This is a genomic window from Pseudomonas sp. AD21, assembly GCF_002878485.1.
Classification (GTDB): domain Bacteria; phylum Pseudomonadota; class Gammaproteobacteria; order Pseudomonadales; family Pseudomonadaceae; genus Aquipseudomonas.
The window spans coordinates 19861-35268 of sequence record NZ_NQYG01000032.1 but is presented as its reverse complement, the minus strand read 5'-3'; the positions used below and the strand labels follow the sequence as shown (position 1 = coordinate 35268).

General features: G+C 62.8%; 14 protein-coding genes. 4 read left to right on the top strand and 10 right to left on the bottom strand.

Annotation, left to right across the window (positions count from 1 at the left end; all coding sequences use genetic code 11):
• Positions 1-28 precede the first annotated feature (28 nt).
• The gene (locus PseAD21_RS18555) at positions 29-352 is read left to right on the top strand and encodes a hypothetical protein (protein ID WP_102356936.1); all 324 of its coding nucleotides are present in this window, start codon (positions 29-31) and stop codon (positions 350-352) included.
• A gap of 65 nt (positions 353-417) precedes the next feature.
• Complete coding sequence (locus PseAD21_RS18550) at positions 418-1059, top strand: DUF3313 domain-containing protein (protein ID WP_371859068.1); 642 nt, start codon at positions 418-420, stop codon at positions 1057-1059.
• Positions 1060-1073: 14 nt separating this feature from the next.
• Here PseAD21_RS18550 and PseAD21_RS18545 read toward each other — a convergent pair whose 3' ends face one another.
• On the bottom strand, positions 1074-1964 hold the full coding sequence (locus PseAD21_RS18545) for a LysR family transcriptional regulator (RefSeq protein ID WP_102356934.1): 891 nt from the start codon (positions 1962-1964) through the stop codon (positions 1074-1076).
• Between the two features lie 99 nt (positions 1965-2063).
• Here PseAD21_RS18545 and PseAD21_RS18540 point away from each other — a divergent pair, with 99 nt between their 5' ends.
• Positions 2064-2717 (top strand): NADPH-dependent F420 reductase, encoded by a 654-nt coding sequence (locus PseAD21_RS18540; RefSeq protein ID WP_102356933.1) that lies wholly within the window; start codon positions 2064-2066, stop codon positions 2715-2717.
• A gap of 85 nt (positions 2718-2802) precedes the next feature.
• Here PseAD21_RS18540 and PseAD21_RS18535 read toward each other — a convergent pair whose 3' ends face one another.
• The 6 genes from PseAD21_RS18535 to PseAD21_RS18510 form a co-directional block, all read right to left on the bottom strand.
• On the bottom strand, positions 2803-3402 hold the full coding sequence (locus PseAD21_RS18535) for a nucleotidyltransferase domain-containing protein (RefSeq protein ID WP_102356932.1): 600 nt from the start codon (positions 3400-3402) through the stop codon (positions 2803-2805).
• A gap of 74 nt (positions 3403-3476) precedes the next feature.
• A complete protein-coding gene (locus tag PseAD21_RS18530) occupies positions 3477-5975 on the bottom strand; it encodes an RND family transporter (RefSeq protein WP_102356931.1) in 2499 nt (832 codons plus the stop codon).
• Positions 5976-5999: 24 nt separating this feature from the next.
• On the bottom strand, positions 6000-7079 hold the full coding sequence (locus PseAD21_RS18525) for a YCF48-related protein (protein ID WP_102356930.1): 1080 nt from the start codon (positions 7077-7079) through the stop codon (positions 6000-6002).
• A gap of 10 nt (positions 7080-7089) precedes the next feature.
• Positions 7090-8448, bottom strand: coding sequence for a DUF1329 domain-containing protein (locus tag PseAD21_RS18520; RefSeq protein WP_102356929.1), 1359 nt, complete (start codon positions 8446-8448; stop codon positions 7090-7092).
• Positions 8449-8507: 59 nt separating this feature from the next.
• Entirely contained in the window at positions 8508-10523 is a 2016-nt protein-coding gene (locus PseAD21_RS18515) for a DUF1302 domain-containing protein (protein WP_102356928.1), read from the bottom strand.
• Positions 10524-10644: 121 nt separating this feature from the next.
• Positions 10645-11223: an alpha/beta hydrolase gene (locus PseAD21_RS18510; protein ID WP_102356960.1), complete on the bottom strand. Its 579-nt coding sequence runs from the start codon at positions 11221-11223 to the stop codon at positions 10645-10647.
• Between the two features lie 355 nt (positions 11224-11578).
• Here PseAD21_RS18510 and PseAD21_RS18505 point away from each other — a divergent pair, with 355 nt between their 5' ends.
• The gene (locus tag PseAD21_RS18505; protein WP_102356927.1) at positions 11579-12592 is read left to right on the top strand and encodes an AraC family transcriptional regulator; all 1014 of its coding nucleotides are present in this window, start codon (positions 11579-11581) and stop codon (positions 12590-12592) included.
• 111 nt (positions 12593-12703) lie between these two features.
• On the opposite strand, the gene PseAD21_RS18500 is transcribed toward PseAD21_RS18505, so the two are convergent.
• The 3 genes from PseAD21_RS18500 to PseAD21_RS18490 are packed head-to-tail and all read right to left on the bottom strand — an operon-like array spanning position 12704 to position 15371.
• Positions 12704-13714, bottom strand: a complete 1011-nt coding sequence (locus PseAD21_RS18500) for a YeiH family protein (protein WP_102356926.1) — start codon at positions 13712-13714, stop codon at positions 12704-12706.
• A complete protein-coding gene (locus tag PseAD21_RS18495; RefSeq protein WP_102356959.1) occupies positions 13711-14037 on the bottom strand; it encodes a Rieske 2Fe-2S domain-containing protein in 327 nt (108 codons plus the stop codon). The genes PseAD21_RS18500 and PseAD21_RS18495 overlap by 4 nt, the downstream gene beginning before the upstream one ends.
• A gap of 5 nt (positions 14038-14042) precedes the next feature.
• Positions 14043-15371: an MFS transporter gene (locus PseAD21_RS18490; RefSeq protein WP_102356925.1), complete on the bottom strand. Its 1329-nt coding sequence runs from the start codon at positions 15369-15371 to the stop codon at positions 14043-14045.
• Positions 15372-15408: the final 37 nt, after the last annotated feature.

The window sequence follows — 15408 nt, the reverse complement described above, 5'->3', positions numbered from 1 at the left end:
GCACGCCTTCCAAAACAGGGGGCATCTCATGAAGGCTTTGCACAGCAGGTACACCGCCGAGGGACACGACACCCGCTATCCGTTGATTCTCAGCCAGCGCACCACGGCGCCTGAGCACGACACGCCGCTGCTGTTCCAGGAGTTTTGCCTGGGCTTGTCTGATGATCAAAGCCGCATCGTCTTGCGCCGCTATTTCGAGCAGTACGGCCCCTCCCAGGCGCAATGGGTGGAGTACGTCCATTCGATTCCGACCGCCGACCTCATCCACTGGATCATGACCCACGGCCAGTTGCACATCGAGTGCTCGGACAATACTCCGCCACTCTCTCCCCCAACCACCGCCCGCGCTTGAACGACGTGGGTCAAAAGCGCAAAACAAGGATTCGCATGATAAGAAGCCATTGCTTGATGACACTGATGTGCACAGCGTCCCTGAGCCTGTCGGCCTGCAGCAGCAAAACCGTCGAGCCCGAGAAGTACACGGGGTTCCTGCACGATTACAGCGTGCTCAGCGAGCACAAGTCGCCCTCGGGCCAGACGGTGCTGGGCTGGGTCAGCCCGGCGCTGGCCCGGGGTCGCTACACCCAGGCCTATCTGGCGCCCAGCCAGTTCTACCCCAGCGCCGCGCCGACCGAGCGGATCCCGCTGAGCACACTGTCCGGCGTCACCGACTACTACGACGCGGCCCTCAGGCTCGAGCTGGGCAAGGTCATGCACCTGGTGTCCAGACCCGGTCCGAATACCCTGACCGTCAGACCGGCGATCACTCGCGTCGCTGCCAGCACCCAGGGCCTGCGCTTCTATGAATGGCTGCCGGTGACCCTGGTTGCCGCCGGCGTGAGTACCGCCACCGGCATCCGTGACCAGGACAGTGAAATCGCCACCGAGGTCTCGTTCGAGGACGGCTCCACCGGCGAAGTGGTCGCCGAAGTCGTGCGCAAGGGCACCGGCGTGCCGCTGGAAAACGACAAACAGGTGCTGACCGCCGATGACGTCAAAGGCGTGCTGGACGGTTGGGCCAGTGACCTGGGCAAGTCATACGCGGCGATTCGTCGGTAACCCAACGTCCAGCTTCACTGCGCAAAGCGCTTCACGGCCGCATCGATAAACCGGCGAACCTTGGCAGTTTTCTGCCGGTTCGCCGTGTACAGCAGATGCATCGCTCGACTGGGCGCCTCGAAACCCTCCAGTAGCTGAACCAACTCTCCCGCACGCAAGGCCGGCTGAAGAAAATCCGCCGGCCCCAGCACGATGCCGAACCCATCCACTGCAGCCGACAACAAGGCCTTGCTCTCGTTGACGTGCAGACGACTGCTCACCGGCACGCTATACGCCTGCGAACCCTTGAAAAACTGCCACTCACGATCGGCCGGCCGCGACCAATAGGCATAACCGAGACATTCGTGTTCCTGCAAATCCGCCGGCACCTGCGGTGTCCCGCGCTCCGCCAGGTACGCGGGCGATGCGCAGACCACCAGTCGATAAGGTGCCAAGGGTCTGGCCGTCAGGCTGGAGGTGGCCAGGGGACCGATCCGGAAGGCCACCTCAAAACCCTCCTCCACCAGATCGACGGCGCGGTCGGTCAGATGCAGGTCGATTTCCACCTCGGGAAACTCGCGCAGAAACCCGGTCACGAACGGCATCAGGCTATAGGAACCAAAGGACACCGGCGCACTGACCTTGAGTTTTCCACGCGGTGTGTCGCTCATGATTTGCGCCAGTGAATCGGCGGCCTCGGCTTCACCCACGATGTGCTTGCAACGCTCGTAATACGCGCTGCCCAGTTCGGTCAGGCTCTGTCGGCGCGTGGTGCGATTGAGCAGCCGCGCACCCAGTCTCTGCTCCAGCGCGGCGACATGTTTGGCGACCATCTGCGCTGACATGCCCAAGCGTTGAGCGGCACTGGCATAGGAGCCTGCTTCGGCAGCCATTACAAAAGCTGCCATGCTGCCAAGACGATCCATTCGAAACTCCTGTTATCGAAAGCAAGTAACAAACCGCAATTTATCAGCATCTGGTTAGCAATCATCATAGGCCCTTCAAACCCGATCAAGGAGCACGTGATGCGTATTGGAATTGTTGGAGCCGGATTCATAGGGCGCGCCGTGGCGCAATTGCTGATTGCCGCCGGGCATGAAGCGATGCTGAGTAACTCGCGCGGGCCGCAAACAATGAGCAGCGTGCTCAGCGGTGTCGCCGGCTGCCAGATCGGCAGCGTCGAGCAGGCCGTGCAGTTTGCTGATGTGGTGCTGGTGGCGATTCCGTTCGAGCACTACCCCAGCCTGCCGTCTGAGTGGTTTGTGGGGAAAACCGTACTGGACGCCAACAACTATTACCCCGATCGAGACGGTCATATCGCGGTTCTCGATAATCATCAAAGCACCACCAGCCGTTTGCTCGCGCAGCATCTGACGGGGGCAACGGTGGTCAAGGTGTTCAATGCCATCCTTGCCGGTGATCTGCTGAAGGACGCACGGCCCGCGCACTCGAACGAACGCCGGGCGTTGCCAATTGCTGCTGATGATGCGCAGGCCAAGGCACTGGTCAGTCGACTTCTGGATGAAATCGGCTTTGATGCGGTCGACGCAGGAAACCTGGATGACAGCTGGCGATTCGAGCGTGCCAAACCGGCCTATTGCATCGCGTTCGACAAGGCTGGTCTGATCCAGGCCCTGGCGGCAGCCGAGCGCAACGTCGAATTGCCCCGGCGCTGGTAACGCCTGGAATGGCGCAAGTCTGAACAGCTATTTTTCGCGGCTATCCCACCACCCGGTCCGGCTTGCTGCCCGACCGGGGCTTGCTTCATCTGAGCGTGCGCAACCAGTCATGTTCGGGATGCAACAGCGTCAGATGCCGGGCCAGCCACTGGCGCTCTTCAGCAGACAAAAGCGGCAGTGCTCTGTTGAAGTCACTGCGATCTTTTTCCCGAGTGTTTTTGGCTTTGAACAACAGCGTTGCCGCCGGGCGCAAATAAGCAATGCCGTACGGGCTGCGAGCGACCATTTCGCTGCGCGGATAAAAAATCGCCGGGGCTCTTTTATACACCCAGGTGTCCGGGGTGCCGGGCTCGATCATCACGTCCACCCGCCAGGCACTGGCAGCCTTGTCATAACCCCAGACCTGAAAAACGTCGCTCGCGGGAATGCCGCCCTCCGGCAGAAACTCGAACGAACCGTCTTTGACCGCGTAGAAATCGAGATCCCCCAACGCTTGCCGGAAACAGCAGAAATCATTGCGCAGGACGGTGAACTCCAGGTCGCTGTGCGCGCGGGTTTGCACCCCCATCCATAAATCCAGCGCCCATCCACCGACTACGCACCAAGGCCGCGAAACCTTTCGCAACCTCTGCGATAACTGCTCGGGCGTCCACGGCAGCCACGCCTGCTGATCCGGTACGCTCATGTGCCCTGCTCCTTCCATCAAGTTCACAGGCGCCAAATGTACAAGAGGCAGGCGATCTGCCGCGTCATTTTTTATCAGGTGGCGAGCGAGCTTGCTCTCGCTGCGGCGCGTTCAGCGGCAGGTGCGGGGCGAGTATTCACCGAGACCTTGCGCAACAGAAAGTACGACAGCGCCGGAATCAGGATCAGTGCACCGAGCATGTTCCACAGGAACATGAACGTCAGCAGGATGCCCATGTCCGCCTGAAACTTGATCGGCGACCAGGCCCAGCACACCACGCCGGCCGCCAGGGTAATGCCGACCAGCCCCACCACGCGCCCAGTGAACGACACTGCGTTGCGATAAGCCTGGGACAACGACAGGCCCTGGCGCTGGTACTGCAGCTGCACGCTGAGCAGGTACAGCGCGTAATCCACGCCGATTCCCACCCCCAATGCGATCACCGGCAGGGTCGCGACTTTTACGCCGATGCCCATTACCACCATCAACGCCTCGCAGAGGATCGAGGTCAGCACCAGTGGCAGCAGCGCTACGAGTGTGGCGCGCCAGCTGCGGAAGGTGATCAGGCAGAACAGCGTCACCGCCGCGTAGACGTACAACAGCATGGTGCGATTGGCTTCGCGCACCACAATGTTGGTCGCCGCTTCGATCCCGGCGCTGCCAGCGGCGAGCAGGAACTGGCGGTCAGCACTGCTGTTTTCCCGGGCGAACTTATCCGCCAGCGCCACCACCGCATCCAGCGTCTCGGCCTTGTGGTCCTTCAGGAAGGCAATCACCGGCATCAGCGAGCAGTCGGTATTGAACAGTTCCGGTGAGTTGACCGAGGCCTGTTGCGCGGCGTAATTGAGCACGTCCTGATTGCGCTGGATGCTGTTGAGCTTGGGGTTGCCTTCGTACGTGCCGGCGGTGATCTGCCGCACTGCGTTGACCAGCGACGCCGTTGCTTGCACGCCGGGGTTCTGCTGCAGCGTCCAGGCCAGCCGATCGGCCAATATCAACGTTTTATAGTTCAGGCAGCCTTCGGGCGGAGTCTTGATCATCACCGCGAACAGGTCGCTGGACAGTGCGTAATGCTGAGTGATGTAAGCGTTGTCGCGGTTATAGCGCGAGTCGGCGCGCAGCTCCGGGGCGCCACTTTGCAGGTCGCCGATCTTCAGTTGCAGGCTGATGACGAAACCGCCGATGCCCATCAACAGCGCCACCAGCACCGCCCCCGTGGCCCATTTGACCGTGGTGAAACGGTCGAGCCAGTCCCACAGCTTGCCGAAGCCTTTGTGCCGCTCGGCCCGGGTGTCGATCTGCAGCGCACGCTCCGCCGCTTTGGCGCCGACACCGACGTAGGACAGCGCCACCGGCATCAGCAACAGCGAGGTGAAGATCAGCACCGCGACGCCGATGCTCGCGGTGATCGCCAGGTCCTTGATCACCGGGATGTCGATCAGCATCAACACGGCGAAGCCCACCGCGTCGGCCAGCAACGCGGTGACCCCGGCAATGAACAAGCGGCGAAAGGTGTAGCGCGCGGCGACCAGTCGGTGAGTGCCGCGAGCGATGTCCTGCAGGATGCCGTTCATTTTCTGCGCGGCGTGGGAGACGCCGATGGCAAAGATCAGGAACGGCACCAGCACCGAGTACGGATCGATGGCATAGCCGAGCCAGGCAATGATGCCCAGTTGCCAGACCACCGCCACCAGCGAGCAGCCGACCACCAGCAAAGTGCTGCGCACGCAGCGGGTGTAGAAGTAGATGATCAGCAGCGAGGTGATCACCGCCAACGCAAAAAACATCATCACTTGAATCAGCCCGTCGATCAGGTCGCCCATCAGTTTGGCGAAACCGATCACCCGCACCTTGTACGGGCCTTTGCCCTCGGCGCCGGCCTTGCGCGCCGCGCTGTCACCGGCAAACTCGATCTTGTCGCGCAATTGCTCTTCGAGCATCCGCGAGAAGCCGTGATAGTTGATCGGCTGGCCGCCCGCCGCCGCTTTGTCGAGCAGCGGCACCACCAGCATGCTCGACTTGTAGTCACTGGCCACCAGACTGCCGACGATGCCGGCGCGGGAAATGTTCTGGCGCAACTGTTCGATCTGCTCCGGCCGGCCCTGGTAGGCATCGGGCATCACCGGGCCGCCCTGAAAGCCTTCTTCAGTGACTTCGGTCCAGCGCACCGCCGGGCTCCACAGCGACTTCATCCAGGCGCGGTCAACACCGTCGGTGAGGAACAACTGATCGTTGACCTGCTTGAGCACATCGAGGTACGCCGGGTCGAAGATATCGCCCCGGGTGTTTTCCACCACCACCCGCACTGAATTGCCCAGGCCGCGCAATGACTGGCGATTTTCCAGGTAGTTCTGGATGTACGGCTGGCTCTGCGCAATCATCTTTTCGAAGCTGGGACGCAGCTCCAGACGGGTGACGGCCATGTAGCCCAGCAGCAGCGTGACCAGTGTCATCAACAGCATGAACAGCGGGCGGTGGTTGAACACCAGCCGTTCCAGGCGGTTGCCGCAATGGCGGTCGAAGTCACGCAGATCGCGGATGACCGGCATGCCGTCTTGCTCGATAGTGCCCATATCCGGGTTCTCGCTCTGAGGTTTTTATTCTTGTTGTGTGCGCAGGCTCAGCACGCCACGACTGCCGGCGAGCACCAGCGCACCGTTGGCGGCTTGTGCGGCGCCGGCCACTGGCACGGGTTCGACTTGCTGTTGCCACTGCAAATGCGCGTCATGGCCGTGGCTGAGCAACATCTTCCCGCCCTGGCTGAACAAGCGGTAATTGCCATCGGCATCGACGAGCCCGGCGGTGATGCTCACGTGCAGGCCGCTGGCCTGCGGCGTCCAGTTGTTGCCGCCGTCGGTGCTGCGCCAGATGTTGCCGCGCAGGCCATAGGCGAGCACTTCGCCGGGCTTGCCGAGCACACCGAAAAAGCTGCCCTGGTACGGCGTCGGCCGCGCAACGAAACGCTGGCGGGCGTCCTCCCACTTGAGCAGCAGGCCTTGCTCGCCGGCGATGTACAGCCCGTCGCCGGTCGAGGCGATGGCGTTGAGGTGAAAGCCTTGCGGGTTGTCGGTACGATCCTGGAACGGCGTCCAATGCTGGCCGCCGTCCGTGGTGCGCAGAATCAGGTTGAACACGCCGACCACATAACCGAGCTGCTCGTTGGCAAACCAGACATCCAGCAACGGTTTGTCGGCGCCCTGCTCCACCAGCCGCTGACCTTCAGCCACCAGCAACGGCCACTGCGGATTGTCGGGTTCGGCGCGGGCCAGCGCGCCGTAGTGCTCGACCAGCAACGCGCCGATCTGCCGGCCATCGAGTTGCTTGCACCAGGTCGCCCCGGCGTCGTCGCTGTGCAACACCACGCCGTCGTTGCCGACCGCCCAGCCTTGCGTCGGCGAAGCAAAGTTGACCGCGCTGAGGTCAGCGCTCACCGGTACGGTGGCCTGCTGCCAATGCTGGCCGGCGTCATCGGAATAGACGATGTGCCCGCGCTGCCCGACCGCAACCAGTCGCTCCCCGGCGCGGGCCACGCCGGTCAACGGACTGCTGGCGGCCAGCGCGCTGACCTTGGCCGGCAGGTCCAGCACATCGACATAATCGCCGGCAGCAACCCAACCCTGAGCCAGCATCAGCAATGCGCCCAACGCCCACTGCCGGTGTTTTGTATGCGCATGCATGACGCGTCCCCTAGCGAATACCACTGCCGGCCAACGATTCCGAGGACCACTGCGCTTTCGAAAGCGGCTCGATGTACTTGATGCCGCCGTACGGCCCCACCACTCCGTTGATGTTGTACGAACCGCCGACCAGGTCGTAGATCATGAACGGCGTGGAGTCCGGGACCTGCTTGTCGTAGCTCTGGCTGAGGAAAGCGAACGAGCCGCGATACAGCTGACCGCGAGCGTCGTATTGATCGGAGGCCAGAGCGGTCCAGCTGTCTTCATCCAGATAGAAGCGGCGCTTCTGGTAGATGTGCCGCGCGCCGGCCTTGAGCGTGCCTTCCACCACCCAGACCCGGTGTTTTTCCCAGCGCACATAGTCCGCAGCGAGGTGATTGGCGGTGGTCAGCGCTTTCGGATCCTGGGCATAAGTCAGCTTGTAGGTGTTGTAGGGCACGATCATTTCCTGCTTGCCCAGCAGCTTCCAGTCGTAGCGGTCCAGCGCGCCGTTGAACACGAACACATCGTCGTAGGTGCCCGCGCCGGCGGTGCCAGGATTAGGCGTGTCGTAGGCCAGGTTCGGTGCCAGCTTGACCCGGCGCTGCCCTGGCAAGTACTGCCAGGCACGGCGCGGTTGCTGCAATGGGTTCGCGGCGTCCTTGAGCATGATCGCTTCGCCGGCCCGTCGTGCTGGCCCGGTGTACGACAGTTTCATCTGGTAGTAGATATCGGCGCTGTTGATCGGCTGCGTGAGGTTTTCGTAGATCGGATAGGAAATGAACGCCTGCCCGGTGATCGCGAGGCTCGCCACGCCCGCCGAGTCAACGTTCCACGAGTCGTACTTGGAATTGATGCTCACACCCTGATAGCGCAGCAGAAAATTCCACATCGCCTCGTTGCCTGATTGCGGAATCGGAAACGGCACCCCGGGCAGCACGTTGTCGATCGCCAGCCCGCCTTCCAGCGACTTGGCGCCAGTGGCGTTTTTCACCCCGTTGTCGAGCACCGCTTTGGGCAGTGAGACCGTGCGGTGAGTCGGGTACACATTGATATGGAAGCTGGGGAAGCGCTTGGCGAGTTCGACGCTGGTGGCGCTGAGTTCACCCTTGTACTGCTCGACGTTTTTGCCATCGATCATCAGCAGCGGTTTTTCCTCGGCAAAGGGATCCGGGCGCATGCTGTCACCGGGTTTGAAGGTTGCCGGTGGCGTGGTCAGACCGCCCGTGTAGGCGGGAATCGAGCCGTCGGCATTGGCGGCTTTTTCGGCGCCGACCAACGTCAGGTTGCTGCCCAGTTTGGCGGCGTCCTGCGCCGAGACGGCGGCTTGGGCCTGAGCGGCGATGGCCATGGCCAGTGATACGGCGAGCAACGTGTGCACACATTTCATCTTATTGTTCTCCTGCCTGCGGGACTGAGCCCTTGAGCCGTGGGTGATCAAGCGTTGAGTCAAAACGTGGTTTTCATCGTCAGGTACACCGCGCCACGGTCGGCGGTGGTGGCCCCGCCACCGGAAAACGCCGAATAGCCGCCGCCGTAACAGGCGTAGTTCTGATTGCCGCTGAAGGCATTGGGCGTGGAGCCGTCGCCACCGCTGGCCTGGGCCGCGCCGGTGCTCATGCCGCTGGCGTCGCACTTGTCGGTCTTGCCGAAGGAGTCCACGTATTTGAGGTCGATGAAGTATTTGTTGTACGCCACGGCACCGACGCCCACGGCGTAGTTGCCGGTGTTCTTCGCACCGCCGCCAGACACCGGCGACACACCGGCCAGCCCCGCGTTGATCGACAGCGGCAGGTTGAAGTCGACACCGGGCAGCACCTGGTACCAGGTCGGCGTGAAGTTGACGGCGATGCCCCAGTTGTCGCGGGTCGGCGCGTCGATCCCGCGATAACTGTCGTTGCCCTTGTACAGCGCAGCGTTCTTGTTATCGAGTTTGAGCAGGTTGCTGTAGTACAGCTCGGAAAGCAGCGTCGCTGAATCAAACAGTGGGGTCTTGCCCATGCTCATCAGGCCGTTGAGCGTCCAGTGCAAGGTGTCGCCGGTGGCGCTCATGCTGTCGCCGCGACTCGGCGTGTCGTAGATCACCCCGGTCTCGGCGGTGCGCGCCGGGAGCAGGCCGAGGCCCGCGCCCAATCCCAGCGGGCTGGTGGAACTGACAATCGCCGGGATACTCGCCAGCGGCATGTTGTGACGGATGTTCAAGTCCGAGCCAACGCTGATCCCGCCAACGTCCTTGGACAGGCTCAGGCCGAAGATCTGAATGTTGTCGGCGTAGGCCAGTTGGTAGGTGCTGGTACTCAACGAATTGAGAATGTTCACCACCCCCGGCACCTGCCCCGCCGGCCGCGAGCCGTTGGCATTGGCCGACGTCAGCCCGGTCGCGTTGAGCCAGGCCTGGGGCAGGATGTCCGAGGTGTTGCGGTAATAGACGCCGAGCGTGCCATCGAGCCAGGCCGGCGACCACTTGGCCATGACGCCCCAGTCGCCGCTGCTGCCGGGCGTCAGGTCATGCCCACGGCGCACGTTGGTCAAACCGTTGCACGGCGCCAGGCCGCAGCCCAGCGGACTGCCCGGGACCACCGCATTGGTGTTGCCCAAGAGGAACGATTGCGCACCGAAGCCGACCAGATCGGAACCGCCGTAGTAGGTCCCGGCCTCGGGCAACCGCGCGGCGTCCCAGTCGAGAAAATACTGCGCGCCGACGGTCAGCTCGGGATTGACCGTGAACGACATCGACAACTGCTTGCGCGGTACGAACAGCTCCTTGGCTTCGGTGCCGGGGGATGCGGCGAGTTTCGCCAGGTCCAGACCCGACTGGCCGTAACTCACCGAGTGCACCGGGTTAAGCAGGGTTTCCCCCCAGAAAACGTTGTGCTGACCGGCCTTGACGCTGAGCAGTGACTGCTCGCCAACGTCGGTGCTGTAGAACACGAATGCATCGAGAATCTCGCCGGACGGCCCGCTGTAATAGCGCTTGGCGTAGTTGCTCAAGTGCGGGCTGCCGTTGCCGACGTTGTCCTGGGTCACCCCGGCCAGACGCGGGTCGTTGGCGACCAGTCCGGAGCGGGCGTCATTACCGTTGACGAACGGGTTGCTGTTGGAACCGGCGTTTTCATAAGCCTGGTCGTACCAACTGGCGGCACTGACACGAAAACCCATGGCGTTCTTGTAGACCACGTCCATTTCGGTCAGCAGGTCGACACGGTTGCTGATGGTGGTGCCGGCCTTGCGAAAGTTGTAGTCGCCATCGTTGTTGTTCGGCGTTGCCAACATGCGTTTGTCGGCACTTTCGGTGCGCACGCCGTAGTTGTATTTGACGGTGTTATCCAGCCGCGCCGTCCAGTCCGGGTTGCCGGTGTCCAGCTCCACCGCCTGAGCGCCAGGCATGGCGGCGGCGAGAATGGCCGAAGCCAGCACGGTGCGACGCGAAGGGGCGAATCGGTGACGCTTGTCAGGGTTGTGCATGGTGTCTCCGCTTTTTTGTAGTTGTTTTAAGCGCAGCTGCCCTCGCGCTTCCCCAAGTCAGGGCAGCGTGTTCAGGTGTGGGGGCGATGGCCGGTGGCGTGCAGCCCACCGGCACCTGAAATCAGCGATCCAGTGCCTGGATCAGGGTTTCGGCAAGTGGCCACGGGCCGAAGCCGGCAGCCGGATTGAGATGGCCGACGGCGCCGGCATTGTGCAGTTCGGCGCCCCAGCCGGCGGCCATGCGGCTCACGGCCTCAAGGCTGGCGAGGTGATCGTTGGTGCTGGCGACGACCAGGCTGGGAAATGGCAGCGGGCCGGTCGGCAGTGGACTCCAGCCTTGCGTGCGCAAGGTGTCCGGCGAGGGATAGCCTTGCGGCCATGGCGCGTCGAGATCCGGCGGTGCAACCAGCAGCGCGCCCTTGATCGGTCGGCGGCTTTGCGCGGCAAAGTGCGCCGCCCAGTGCGCGACCATCAGTACGCCGGCACTGTGGGCCACCACAATCACCGGGCCATCGATGGCTTGCAGTTGCTGTTCGATCGCGCGCACCCGGGCGCCGCAGTCGAGTTTGTCGGTCGTCAGTGGCGGCACGCTGCGCACGTTGTGCAGCCTGGCCGCAAGCAGCGTTTGCCAATGTTCGGCCACGTGCTCGCGCAGGCCCGGTACGATCAGAACGGTTGCGGCAGTCTGCAGTTTGTCCACTTCGACACCTTCGCTTTCTCGATGACTCGACTGGCTGTTGCGCCAGAGGCTTTTTGTAGGGGCGACATTAAAGAGCGCCCACCCGGGACGCTTTTCATTGGACGTCAGTGACTTTTCTTTTGATGACAGATCGACGACGCCGGCGGCACGTTGACCGCTGATCGAAAAACCTCGCAAGTTGCCGTCCAGTCGCTGTAATCAAAGGGCATCGCGGCGTTCGCGGCTTTGCGACGCCGTTAACAGGCTGCGCATTTGGCGAGTGCCACGGCCCCTGTCGCAACTGTTCAAGTGCAGGTGCGCTGGATATAGTCGCCAGGCTCCTCTGAATCGCAATCGGCCCAGGAAAGACCTCAGCATGCCCACGCTTGTTCGCGCCGCTGTCTTGACCAACTACCTGGAGGTCACCCAGTACCTTGGCTTCAACCCGCGCGACGTACTCGCCGGTGTCGGCCTGAGCAAAGCGCAACTGCAAGCGCCGGAGCACCGTATTCCGATCGATGCGGCGGTGCGCCTGCTGGAGGATTCATCCGCCGCCAGCGGTTGCCAGAGCTTCGGCCTGAGCATGGCCGAATCGCGTCAGCTCTCGGACTTCGGCGTGGTCAGCCTGTTGCTCAGCCACCAGCGCACCCTGCGCGACGCCTTGCAGGTGGTGGTGCAATACCGGCATTTGATGAACGATTCGCTGGCGATCTTCATTGAGGAGGCCGGCAAGATGGTGATCATTCGTGAAGAGGTGGTCACCGAAACCCCGATGCCCAGCCGCCAGGCCACGGAGCTGGCGATCGGTGTGATGTTCCGCCTGTGCTCGGCGCTGCTCGGCACCCACTGGCACCCCTACAGCGTGAATTTCACCCACCAGCCGCCGGACAACCTGCAACTGCACCGACGCCTGTTCGGCTGCACCCTGGAGTTCGGCAGCGAGTTCAATGGCATCGTCTGTTCCGACGCCAGCCTGGACATGACCAACCCCAACGCCGACCCGGCCATGGCCCGTTACGCCCAGAGCTATCTCGACTCGCTGTTGAGCCACGAAGGCCCGTCATTGCTGTTCGAAGTGCGCAAGGCAATCTACCTGCTGCTGCCCATGGGCCGCGCCACCATCGAACAGATCGCCCAGACCCAGGGCATGAACGTGCGCACCCTGCAACGTCGCCTGAAGGACGAAGGCTGCGCGTTCAACGACCTGATCAACGACGTGCGCCGCGACCTGGTGCTGCGTTACCTGGAAAACCCCAACTACTCGCTCAGCCGCATCGGCGACATGCTCGGTTATTCCATGGCCAGCTCGTTCACCCGCTGGTTCATCACCCAGTTCGGCATGCCGCCCGCCACCTGGCGCAGTACGCAAAAGGGCCGGCAGCAGGCCTGAGCAAAAAAAACGGCGACTGTCGAAACAGTCGCCGCAAAAAACCAGTGTGATTAACACCGGTTCAAACACCGCACCGGGCCGGCGAACCGGCTCGACGCGGCCTGCCTGAACTTAAAAGCCCCAGTGCAATACCAGCAGCACCAGCACCGCGAGAAACACCGTTTCCCCGACCATCAGCAGGATCGGTTTGATGCCGACCGCCGCCAGCTCCTTGAGCTGGGTCTTCATGCCCAATGCACTGATCGACACCACCAGGCTCCAGCGCGACAGCTCATTGACCGCGCCCTGCACCGCCGGCACCACCCAGCCAGTGCTGTTGATGCCGGCCAGCAACAGAAAACCGACGGCAAACCACGGCAGCAACGGCGGGCGTTTGCCCGAGGTGTCGAGGCCTTGGTGGCGGGTGATCATCGCCGCACAGAGGATCACCGGCAGCAGCATCGCCACCCGCATCAACTTGACCACCGTGGCGGTGTCGCCGGTTTCGGTCGACAGGCTGTAACCGGCGCCGACCACTTGGGCGACATCGTGAATGGTTGCGCCGAGAAATATCCCCGCCAGCTGTGGCGATAACGACAAGGCGTTGGCGATCATCGGGTAGAGGATCATCGCCGTGGTCGACAACGCCGAAACGCCGATCACCGTGAACAGCGTCGCCCGCTCTTTCTGCGGGTGGTGCGGCAACGCCGCCGCCAGTGCCAACGCTGCCGAAGCGCCGCAGATCGCCGTGGCGCCACCGGTGAGCATGCCGAACAGCCGCTGAAAGCCCAGCGCTTTGGCGGCGATCACCGACACGCCAATCGTCACCAGCACCAGCATCACCACCAGCGCCACCGGTTTCCAGCCCAGCGCGGCCATCTGCTCCAACGTAATGCGCATCCCCAGCAACGCGACGCCGAGGCGCAACACGGTGCGCGCGGTGAACTCGATACCGGCCTTGCACACGCCGTCACCGGCAAGAAAGTTCAGCGCCATGCCCAACAGCAAGGCAAACAGCATCACCGGCGCGCCGTAGTGCTCGGACAGGAACGAGGCGGCCGCCGCGACGATCAGGCTGACGATAAATCCCGGTGCCAGGACGCGGGTCTGGCTGTGGATGCGAGTCAGCACAAGGGTACTCATGAGACGGTTTCCTCGGCAGCGATCACGATAAACACCTCGCCGTCGATCACCTCGACCGGGTAGCAAGGGACTTTGAGCACGGGTGAATTGAGCAGGTAACCGCTGCGCAGATCGAAACGCAGACCGTGGGCGCAGCACTGGATCACCCTGCCCTCCAGCCGCCCGCCACACAGCGAGGCGCCCTGATGCGGGCAGCTGTCGTCGATGGCCAACAGCTCGCCGTCGATGTTGAACAGCGCCAGGCTCTTGTCTTCGAACTCGATCAACGCCCGGCCTCCAGGCCTTGGGCAGCGGGCTTCAGACACGGGTATGCGACGGCACACAGCACTCACACCTTCACCTCCAACACAGCTTTGCTCATGGGTTCGTTGAGCCGTTCTCCGGCCAATCGGGCGATGTCCTTGCGGTAATGACATTTGGCGTAAAAGAACACCGCTGCCGCCGCGATGCTTACCAGCGGCACCAATTGGAACGCGCCCTGCAGGCCGATCAGGTCCGACAGCCTGCCGGTCAGAAACGGCCCCGGCGCCAGGCCCAGCAGGTTATTGGCCAGGGTCAGCGTGGCGAACGCCGTGCCGTGCACCGAAGCGTGGGTCAGGTTGGCAACCATCGCCCCGGCAGGCCCGGTAGTGCCGGCGGCGATCAGCATGCCCAGGCCGATCAGCAGCAATTGCGCAGGCCCCGGCGGCAATGCAAATGCGGCCGACAGCAACAGGCAACTGCCCAGGCAATAGCCGATGGCGAGCGCCACTTTGCGTTCCGGCGAGTGCCGACACAGGCGATCACTGAGCATGCCGCAGACGATCATCCCGGCGCCGCTGCACAACACGATGATTGCCGCGACCGCGCCGGCCTTGTCGGTGCCCATGGCGTAATAGCGATTCAGGTAACTGGGCATCCACACAATCACCGTGCCGCCGACGAACAACTGCAAACCGCTGCCGATGTAAGTGGCAACCACCGAACGGCTGGAATACAGCGTGCTCAACGGGCGCTTGACCGCTGCGGTGGCCTTGCTCGCGATCAATGCTGCGCGCTGCGGAGCGATCCGCGCTTCCTTGACGATCAGCGGGTACAGCACCGCCAGCAGCAGGCCGAACAGCGCCATGCCGGCAAACGACCAGCGCCAGCCGAGTTTCGCGGCGATAACCCCGCCCAGCGCCATGCCCAGCACCGAACCGAACATGCCGCCGGCCATGAAGGCGCTGGTCAGCGTAGCGCGCAGATGTTTGGGAAACACCGAGATCACCACGGCAATACCGACGCTGCCGTAAGCGGCTTCACCAACGCCGACCATGAAGCGCGCGATGAACATCTGCGGATAATCCTGCGCCACCGCGCAACCCAGCGTCGCCAGACTCCACAGCAGCGCCATGAACGCCAGGCTCCTGACCCGGCCAAAGCGGTCGGCCAGGAGTGACAGCGGGAATGTCAGCAGCCCGACCATCAGCGCCACGATGCCGCTGAGCAGGCCTAGCTGGCTGTCGCTCAAGGCCCAATCGCCCTTGAGCATCGGAAACACGGCGTTGAGTACCTGGCGCGACATGTAATCGGAAATCAACAGGCCGAACGTCAGGGCAAACACGATCCAGGCGTAGGGACGCGCCACGCCGACGTCGCTGGCAGCGTCATCGCTGGCGATGGGGTGATAGGCCATACAGCCTCCTCGAAACTTTGTTGTATTTGTTGTTATC

Excerpts from the sequence above, each read along its gene's own strand:
- PseAD21_RS18555 (WP_102356936.1), top strand. The coding sequence starts at position 29 with ATGAAGGCTTTGCACAGCAGGTACACCGCCGAGGGACACGACACCCGC.
- PseAD21_RS18550 (WP_371859068.1), top strand. The coding sequence starts at position 418 with ATGTGCACAGCGTCCCTGAGCCTGTCGGCCTGCAGCAGCAAAACCGTC.
- PseAD21_RS18545 (WP_102356934.1), bottom strand. The coding sequence starts at position 1,964 with ATGGATCGTCTTGGCAGCATGGCAGCTTTTGTAATGGCTGCCGAAGCA.
- PseAD21_RS18540 (WP_102356933.1), top strand. The coding sequence starts at position 2,064 with ATGCGTATTGGAATTGTTGGAGCCGGATTCATAGGGCGCGCCGTGGCG.
- PseAD21_RS18535 (WP_102356932.1), bottom strand. The coding sequence starts at position 3,402 with ATGAGCGTACCGGATCAGCAGGCGTGGCTGCCGTGGACGCCCGAGCAG.
- PseAD21_RS18530 (WP_102356931.1), bottom strand. The coding sequence starts at position 5,975 with ATGGGCACTATCGAGCAAGACGGCATGCCGGTCATCCGCGATCTGCGT.
- PseAD21_RS18525 (WP_102356930.1), bottom strand. The coding sequence starts at position 7,079 with ATGCATGCGCATACAAAACACCGGCAGTGGGCGTTGGGCGCATTGCTG.
- PseAD21_RS18520 (WP_102356929.1), bottom strand. The coding sequence starts at position 8,448 with ATGAAATGTGTGCACACGTTGCTCGCCGTATCACTGGCCATGGCCATC.
- PseAD21_RS18515 (WP_102356928.1), bottom strand. The coding sequence starts at position 10,523 with ATGCACAACCCTGACAAGCGTCACCGATTCGCCCCTTCGCGTCGCACC.
- PseAD21_RS18505 (WP_102356927.1), top strand. The coding sequence starts at position 11,579 with ATGCCCACGCTTGTTCGCGCCGCTGTCTTGACCAACTACCTGGAGGTC.
- PseAD21_RS18500 (WP_102356926.1), bottom strand. The coding sequence starts at position 13,714 with ATGAGTACCCTTGTGCTGACTCGCATCCACAGCCAGACCCGCGTCCTG.
- PseAD21_RS18490 (WP_102356925.1), bottom strand. The coding sequence starts at position 15,371 with ATGGCCTATCACCCCATCGCCAGCGATGACGCTGCCAGCGACGTCGGC.